This window comes from Ruegeria sp. BG9 (assembly GCF_056538305.1).
This window is the reverse complement of record NZ_JBQFSY010000011.1, coordinates 212,114-220,060: the sequence shown is the minus strand read 5'-3', so window position 1 is coordinate 220,060 and position 7,947 is coordinate 212,114. Positions and strand designations below refer to the sequence as shown.

Here is a 7,947-nt window from a genome sequence, read left to right as displayed (position 1 = left end):
GAGGCTATTCGCACAAATCCCCTAAAAGTCGCGCTTAGCCCTGATCAAACGTTGCCACGAGAACCAGATGCTGCAAGTGCATTCGGCAACTACAATCCCAGAGCGGACCCAACAGTATTCTGAAGATATTCCCAGTAGTTGATACACACTTCAGTCTCAAAGCCCGGTGGTCTCGCCAAGTTCGCCATAGTGCGCTGGAACAAACTCCAAACCTCAAGGCAAATTGGTTTTCTTAATTTCCATCAGTTATATTTGAATGTGATCACTTGAAGGCGGGGTGACACATATGAACATTTCTATTTCTGATGAAGCGATGGCAAGGCTCCCATTTTGGGTAAAACCTCCGGGGGAGACAGACGGTTTTTTGATCGTTGTTGGGGTGGTACTAGTCATAGTGCTGTTGGGTTTTGGCGCGCTCTACTTCACTGTACAGGCCATTCCAGACCGCATGGCAGCAGGTGCTCACAAAGTGCAAATGCAGTTAGTCGGTGTGCTTGGATTGATCTCCCTCTTCACCCTCAACAACGCTTTCTGGATCGCAGCAATTCTGATCGCCGCCGTGCCCTTGCATGAAATCTTTCCGCTCAAGACCGACGTAGACATCTCGGAGAGCGACGATGCTTGAGTTGGTCTTCTCTGCACTGATCACAATCGTTCCGGACTACCTCTATCGCCGCTACAAGCAGGGCAAGCGGTGGGGCCAAGAAATTACCCTGTTCAATGTCTGGTACGAGTTGCGGTGGGGTCTGACTGCCTGTGCAATATTGGCTGTGACGCTGATCACGGTGATCTTCTATTTCCACCCTTCAACGCGGAATGTCTCAGCTGCATTTCGCACAGTTACCATTCTCTCGGATCGCGTGGGGCGGGTCGCGGAGGTCTACGTTGCTAATAATGAGGACGTTATGGCTGGCGAGCCGATTTTCCGACTGGACACCACACGGCAGGTGGCGGCAGCAGAAACGGCTCAGCGACGTATCGAAGAGATTGAGGCGGCTTTAGGCCTGACCGCAACGGAAGTTGCGAATGCCACCGCCAGGGTTGAAGCGACAGAAGCTGACCTTGCTCAGGCGACGAGTGATTTGGAGCGACGCCTGGAGCTTGCGGAGCGAAACAACACCGTTGTTAGTGAGCAGGAACTGGAACGGTTGCAAACCGCAGTGACCGGCGCAGAAAGTCAGCGCGCAGCCGCTATTGCCTCGTTAGACGGTGCCAAATTGCGCCAAACCACCCTTCTCCCTGCACAGCTTGAAACTGCGCGTGCGGTTTTGAGAGAGGCTGAGAACGAGATATCAAAATCCACCGTTTTTGCCGAGGTGGATGGGACGGTAACGCAATTTCTCCTCAAGCCGGGTGATATCGTTAATCCAATACTACGCCCTGCCGGGATTTTGGTGCCTGAGGTTACGGGACAGGGGCGTTTTATCGCAGCTTTTGGTCAGATTTCTGCCAGTGTACTAAAGCCGGGTATGCTGGTGGAAATTACCTGCGCGTCTAAACCGTTGACCATAGTCCCGATGGTTGTCGATGACGTGCAAGGGGCGATTGCCGCGGGGCAGTTCCGACCGGGTGATACGCTGTTGGATCAGCAGGATCGAGCGCGACCCGGTACAGTTACAGCGTTCCTAGCACCTATTTTTCCTCAGCATCTTGATAGCATCCCGCCAGGTAGTGCGTGCGTGGGCGTTGCGTATACGAGCCGAGCAAAGGAGATCGACGCTGGTGAGATCACGGGCCTGTCTGCCTTCATCGCAAGGATTGTGGATGGCATGGGTATAGCAAATGCAATTGTCTTGCGTGCGCAGGCCATTCTGCTTCCTGTTAAGACATTGGTATTCAACTAGGCCCACAACTGGCAGTGAGGTAGAGTTTCGCTATGGGTTGCGACGCCAGCTACATTTGCACGTTTCTATCGGTTTTCCTTTGGGACCTGATCTACCTGTCACCGATACTTCTTTTCCTGTTGGTTTTGGTTTGCATGCTCGGGATATCAATTGGTCGGATCGAAGGCTGGTCGACCGGGGTGAGCCTTTACCATGCGTTCATAAACGCAACTACCGTTGGCTACGGAGACATTAGGCCCGAGAAACCCACGAGCCGGGTTTTGTCGGTTATCAACGCATTTGTTGGGCTTATCTTTGCGGGCATTGTCGTCGGTATAGGTGTACATGCCGTCGAGACCTCAATGAATATCGAATTTTGATTTGTCTAGGTTTCAAGAGACGCGAATGACCGTTTTATCCGCGTTGTGGCCGTCAATGACGACGAGTGCGGCACCCGTAGCAAACTTCAGCTTGGTAGCCACTCAAGACAACCAAAACTTTCCGCGCGCCTTGGCAAGCCGTTCTTCGAGCGGTTTTGTATGTTGTCGCTGATTGGAGGCGCAGAGGAACAAAGCAGACTTTCGAAGGCGGCTAAATCCCCAAAGCTATCGTTTGAAAAAGGCAAACAGCTGGAAAAACAGAGACTAACCTCCGGCTGGATAAAAAGTTCTTAGCTGCTACTCTGATTCTATGGCGCAGAGCTTTGCACTTGGTTTGAGGGGTTTTCCGCGGCTTGAGAATAGTTCTGATCATATTTGCGACTATCTTTGGGCTTGCTGAACCGCGAGCCGGACAGGCGTGCGGGGTTTGTATCGAACGGCCCGAGGCGTCGCTTGCAGATCACATCCTGTCCGCCGATTTCATTGTGTTGGCAGCTCCTGATGCCGAAAACCCGTTCAGATACGGTGTGAAGGAGGTTCTGAAAGGACGGTGGGAAAGCCTTGGCGACCTGCCGGATATTCCCTTCCTCATTGATAGCGTAACGCGGCGCGCCCTCCGCTTGGATGCTACAAGATCTGTTTTGTTGACCTACGGGCCGGACTATCAAGAAAGCACTGATCGAAGCTTCTCGAAGGCATGGCGGCGTATTTTTCTAGTCGACCCGGAAAGAGCTGAATTTTTCGAGAAACTACGCTTGGCCGGTGCATTGTGGACCTACGGCGAAACGGACACTCAGGACCGTGTTCAGTTTTTTGCCGAATATTTGTGGCACGCGGACACCGCGCTTCATAACGCGGCCCTGATAGAAATCGGGCGGGCACCCTACAAGCTTGTGCGCCCAATCGGTGACACGTCCACGACCAGGCAGATTCTGCGGGACTTCAACGATTTGAACCGCTTCCCCTACAGATCCGTCGCAATTCGCCTGTTGGGTCTGCAAACAGATCCACAGGCGCGCTCGATAGTGAAGGCGCGTTTTGCTGATGTGCTGGCCTCGGGCGACTTGCATTCTTATGAGTGGGCACTTGCCGGTATAGAAGCAGACGAGGAAGCCGCTATCAACGCGATCGGATTGGCGCTGCAAGACAGGCAAAGGACTTCGGTCGACAGACAGCCACTTATTCGCGCTTTGGCTGAGGCCGGTGAATCGCAGGCAAGATTCAAGCCTCAGATCATCCAGATATTCTCGGAAGCTTTAGGAATGGACTCGGACCTGGCCCTGCAGATTGCAATTGCTACGCGGCAATGGGGGAGTACTCAGTTAAACCAGCAGTTTGAGGCTTTGCTTGCCCGGGCTGATACAGATCCGGCCACTCAGTTTGCCCTCAGCCTGGCTTTGGGGACTGGTGTGGCGACTGACTAAGCTGCGTTCGAACGGTGTTTGTGTTGCTTGGGTTTCGAACAACAAGGAACGCTTCAACCGCTTGGTGAAGGGCCGAAGCAAAGCGCGCCATAGAGCAGATCGAATTGGCGGCGATGGACGTTCAAATTACGACTGAAGCACGCTTTCAAAAAAATTTCAAAGAAAGCAGAGACCTATGATATAGGTAAATTCTAATATGTTTTTCGCATGGGTGCCTGAAGGTACCTGACTTCATTTTTTGTATAGGGAGGTGAATATGTTTCGGCTATCCGTCTGTTTGGTTTCGCTTGTGTTGGCACCAACAAGCGTACTGTCTGACGCGGTTCCAAGCGAAGAGGCCGCAGAAGGCTTGTTCCAGGACCAACCATATTCACCTTACGCCAACCGAAGTTTCCCTGAACGTCCACTTTGGGGGGATACGCATCTTCACACGGGGCTATCGCTGGATGCCGGTGCGTTTGGCAACACATTGCTGCCCGATGAAGCCTGGCGCTTTGCCAAGGGAGAGCAAGTCATCTCATCCACAGGTCAACCTGTCAGGTTGTCACGACCGTTGGATTGGATGGTACTGACAGACCATACTGACCTGATGGGCTTTGCCCCGGACCTTCAGGCCGGTAAGCCGGGCGTTCTGTCTGATCCCAAAGGCTTGGAATGGTACGAAGGCTACAAGGCCGGAGGAGAAGAGGCTGGAAAAACGGCCTTTGATATCATCACCAATTTTTCGCAGATGACATTGCCCGAGGTGCTTCTGGAATCCTACAGCCCGGGCGCGGACGCGTTTGCGTTTACGTGGGAACATATTGTTCTCGCCGCCGAGCGACACAATGACCCCGGCGAGTTCACGGCCTTCATAGGGTTCGAGTGGACCTCGGTCCCGAAGGGGTTCAACCTGCACCGCAATGTCATGCTGCGGGATGGCCCCATCCGAGCGCTTCAGATGGTGCCTCCGGTCACGCAACCGCCCTATGGTGATACGGATCCCAAGTCGCTCTATGCATGGTTGGAGGAGTATCAGGAAAAAACCGGTGGCCGGGCTGTGGCCTTTGCCCACAACGGCAACCTGTCGAATGGTTGGATGTTCCCGACAGAAGATACCTATCACGGCGGCAAGGTCGACGAGGACTACGTCGCAGCCCGTGCGAAATGGGAGCCACATTATGAGGTCACGCAAATCAAGGGTGACGGCGAAGCGCACCCCTTCCTCAGCCCCGATGACGAATTTGCAGACTACGAAAACTGGGACGTAGGCAATCTTGATATCACCGAGTTGAAAACCGATGACATGCTGGCCGGAGAATATGCCCGCGAAGCGCTTAAACGCGGTTTGATGCTGGAAGAGAAGTTCGGCGTAAACCCCTACAAGTTCGGAATGGGAGGGGCGACAGACAGTCATACCTCTTTGGCCACCGCGGAGGAGGACAACTTCTTCGGCAAGTCCGTAAGTGTCGAACCTTCGGCCTCAAGGATCAAACATCCGTTCATTGCCAATGACCTTGGCGAAATCCCCGGCGATCTGCTTGTGGCGTCCGGATATACGGCCGTCTGGGCGACCGAAAACACGCGTGCCGCGATTTTTGACGCGTTCAAGCGGCGCGAGACATATGCCACAACCGGCCCCCGGATTGGTCTGAGGTTCTTTGGCGGATGGGATTTCAGTGACGCAGATGTGGAAACCCGCTTCCTTGCTGATGTTGGCTATACCAAGGGTGTCCCAATGGGGTCTGACTTGCGTCCACGCGAAGGGGATGGGGCTCCGTCCTTCCTGATCGCAGCGCTGCGTGACCCGGTTGGTGCCAATCTGGATCGCGTGCAGGTGGTCAAAGGGTGGCTGGATGCCGAAGGCGCCATGCAGGAAAAAGTCTATGATGTAGCGTGGTCGGACGACCGCGTTGCGGACGGCAATGGCAAGATCCCTGCGGTTGGAAATACGGTTGACGTTGATACCGCCAGCTGGACCAACACAATCGGCACGGCTGAACTGGTCACCGTTTGGTCCGATCCAGATTTCGACCCGAATGAGCGTGCCTTCTACTATGTCCGGGCCATCGAAATCCCTACCCCGCGCTGGATCCTGTATGACAAACTTCGGTTCGGGGCCGAATTGCCCGAAGACGCGATCCTGACACATCAGGAGCGCGCCTATTCCTCGCCAATTTGGTACACGCCGTCCGAGTGAACTATCTTGAAAACACTGCCGACCGCCGGAGTCTGGAATATCACTCCGGCGGTTTCCTTGCGCCTCACCGCAGGCAGGGCTTAGATTTGTGTGCAAACCGTTTCCAAAATCGACGGTCAGAACCTGAGTGCATTTCCCGCAGGAGCCTTCATGCGTTTGCTAAAAGAACCGCTGTTCCATTTCTTCCTGATCGGAGCGGCCATATTCATCTGGTTCCACATCATATCTCCGGAATCCGAAGCCGCCGTAGACAGTGAAAGGATAGAAATCACCGAGCAGGACGTCACGCTGCTGTCCGAACAGTTCGAAGCCCGCTGGAAACGCCCACCCAACACTGCTGAGCTACAAGCCCTGGTCGACGCCTCAATCCGGGAAGAGGTTCTGGTGCGTGAGGCGAAGAAGCTTGGTCTTGATCGTGGTGACACGGTCATCCGGTCTCGACTCAGCCAAAAGATGGGTTTTCTGACTGAAGCTATTGCCGCATCAGTTGTTCCGGAAGAGGAAGTGCTAGAGGCGTTTCGTCAGCAAAATCTGGATCAATACGCGACCCCTCAAAAGATTGCTTTCGCGCAGGTCTTTCTGGGCGAAAACCCCGCTGATGGCGAAGTCGAACGGGCCTTGGACGCGTTGCGTGCGCAGCAAGAACCGGCCGATCTCAGCAGATCGACCCTTTTGCCCGCGTCGATGCCGTTGTCAGCCACACGGGTTGTCGACTCGGTTTACGGAAATGGGTTCTCGGATGGTTTGACACCCCTCGCAAAAGGGGAATGGGCCGGTCCGGTTCTGTCGGGCTACGGTGTTCATCTGGTCAAGGTCCTTGAGATTGAACCCAGTCAGAACCCGCCATTGGAAGAGATTCACGAGGTTGTTTTACGCGACTGGCTGCGCGCGACAAGCGAGGATTTGGCCCAGGCGCAATATGAAACACTGGCCCAAGGCTATGAAATCATCGTTCCGAATGTTGCGGAGCTGTCTGAATGAAGGCTGCACTCTGTTTTTTGGTCTTGCTGCTGTTTTCATTCACGGCAGACAGGGCAACCGCGCATGCGCTTGATCCCGGATATCTGGAAATACGCCAAATCGCATCAGAGAGTTGGAGCGTTCATTGGCGCAAACCGGATGTGAATGGCCGGCCAATGGCGATTGACGCCGTTTTGCCCGACGTCTGCGCCCCGGCCCGTGGACCAGACCCGGTGGCCGGGAACAGGGCATGGGTCTCGTCGTGGATTGCAGAATGCAGCGCGGACATTGCCGGTCAGCCCGTCGCGATTGAGGGCTTGGAGAGGCAAAACAACGATGTTCTGGTGCGCCTGCATCCGTTGCAGTCAGAACCGTTGACCCTTCGTTTCACGCCGGATGCTGCCGTCCAGACCATACCGGTGGCACAGTCAACATGGTCCGTTCTGGCCGCGTATTCCGTCTTGGGGTTCGAGCATATCCTGGAAGGCTGGGACCATCTTCTGTTCGTCCTTGCCTTGTTCATTCTGGTCCGTGATCGCTGGCGGCTGGTCGGGGCCGTCACCGCGTTTACCCTGGCGCATTCGATCACTTTGGCGCTTGCTACCTTTGGCGTTCTGAACGTTCCTGGACCACCAGTCGAAGCTGTCATAGCGCTCTCGATCGTTTTTCTGGCGATGGAGATTGCAAAGGATGGCGAGGGCAGGTTCCGGCTGTCAAAGGAGAAACCATGGATCGTCTGCTTCGGCTTCGGGCTTTTGCACGGGCTGGGCTTTGCTGGCGCTCTGGCAGATATCGGTCTGCCTGCGAACGACATTCCCGCGGCTCTGCTGGCGTTCAACCTTGGCGTTGAAGCTGGGCAGCTGTGTTTCATTGGGGCTTTGGCCCTTGTGGTTGCAGTATGGCGGCAGGTTGCGTTGCCACTGGGCCAAAAGGCCACGATCGTTGCTGCCTATGGCATTGGTTCCGTGTCGATGTATTGGTTGATTGAGCGCACGGCCGGATTTTGACGCTAGGCTCTGCCTTAGGATAATGAACGCGTCTCTGCTTTTGATGACAGCTTCGCGACCTATGTCCAAAACCTGTTTCGTCAAAAAGGGAAAATAGCCCGTAAAAATGACGAAATCATCCGTTATATCGTCAATTTAACACCTGCGAAATGACGATATTCTCCGCCACTCTGG

7 protein-coding genes are annotated in these 7,947 nt (G+C 54.5%); all 7 read left to right on the top strand.

The features are described 5' to 3' along the window. Positions 1 to 286 precede the first annotated feature (286 nt). The 7 genes from ACR0I8_RS19365 to ACR0I8_RS19335 all read left to right on the top strand — a co-directional run bounded on the left by ACR0I8_RS19365 (position 287) and on the right by ACR0I8_RS19335 (position 7,773). Entirely contained in the window at positions 287 to 625 is a 339-nt protein-coding gene (locus ACR0I8_RS19365; protein WP_170692428.1) for a hypothetical protein, read from the top strand. Continuing rightward, on the top strand, positions 618 to 1,844 hold the full coding sequence (locus ACR0I8_RS19360) for an HlyD family secretion protein (RefSeq protein ID WP_170692426.1): 1,227 nt from the start codon (positions 618 to 620) through the stop codon (positions 1,842 to 1,844). The genes ACR0I8_RS19365 and ACR0I8_RS19360 overlap by 8 nt, the downstream gene beginning before the upstream one ends. A gap of 32 nt (positions 1,845 to 1,876) precedes the next feature. Then, on the top strand, positions 1,877 to 2,203 hold the full coding sequence (locus tag ACR0I8_RS19355) for a potassium channel family protein (protein WP_170379822.1): 327 nt from the start codon (positions 1,877 to 1,879) through the stop codon (positions 2,201 to 2,203). A gap of 644 nt (positions 2,204 to 2,847) precedes the next feature. After that, complete coding sequence (locus ACR0I8_RS19350; RefSeq protein WP_480703518.1) at positions 2,848 to 3,627, top strand: hypothetical protein; 780 nt, start codon at positions 2,848 to 2,850, stop codon at positions 3,625 to 3,627. A 256-nt stretch (positions 3,628 to 3,883) separates the two neighbouring features. Continuing rightward, positions 3,884 to 5,806 carry a DUF3604 domain-containing protein gene (locus tag ACR0I8_RS19345; protein WP_170379816.1) on the top strand — a complete coding sequence of 641 codons (1,923 nt, stop codon included), beginning with the start codon at positions 3,884 to 3,886 and terminating at the stop codon, positions 5,804 to 5,806. A 150-nt stretch (positions 5,807 to 5,956) separates the two neighbouring features. Continuing rightward, on the top strand, positions 5,957 to 6,787 hold the full coding sequence (locus ACR0I8_RS19340) for a peptidyl-prolyl cis-trans isomerase (protein ID WP_170555165.1): 831 nt from the start codon (positions 5,957 to 5,959) through the stop codon (positions 6,785 to 6,787). After that, the gene (locus ACR0I8_RS19335) at positions 6,784 to 7,773 is read left to right on the top strand and encodes a HupE/UreJ family protein (protein ID WP_170379811.1); all 990 of its coding nucleotides are present in this window, start codon (positions 6,784 to 6,786) and stop codon (positions 7,771 to 7,773) included. The genes ACR0I8_RS19340 and ACR0I8_RS19335 overlap by 4 nt, the downstream gene beginning before the upstream one ends. The last annotated feature ends 174 nt before the right edge of the window (positions 7,774 to 7,947 follow it).

Excerpts from the sequence above, each read along its gene's own strand:
- ACR0I8_RS19335 (WP_170379811.1), top strand. The coding sequence starts at position 6,784 with ATGAAGGCTGCACTCTGTTTTTTGGTCTTGCTGCTGTTTTCATTCACG.
- ACR0I8_RS19340 (WP_170555165.1), top strand. The coding sequence starts at position 5,957 with ATGCGTTTGCTAAAAGAACCGCTGTTCCATTTCTTCCTGATCGGAGCG.
- ACR0I8_RS19365 (WP_170692428.1), top strand. The coding sequence starts at position 287 with ATGAACATTTCTATTTCTGATGAAGCGATGGCAAGGCTCCCATTTTGG.
- ACR0I8_RS19360 (WP_170692426.1), top strand. The coding sequence starts at position 618 with ATGCTTGAGTTGGTCTTCTCTGCACTGATCACAATCGTTCCGGACTAC.
- ACR0I8_RS19345 (WP_170379816.1), top strand. The coding sequence starts at position 3,884 with ATGTTTCGGCTATCCGTCTGTTTGGTTTCGCTTGTGTTGGCACCAACA.
- ACR0I8_RS19355 (WP_170379822.1), top strand. The coding sequence starts at position 1,877 with ATGGGTTGCGACGCCAGCTACATTTGCACGTTTCTATCGGTTTTCCTT.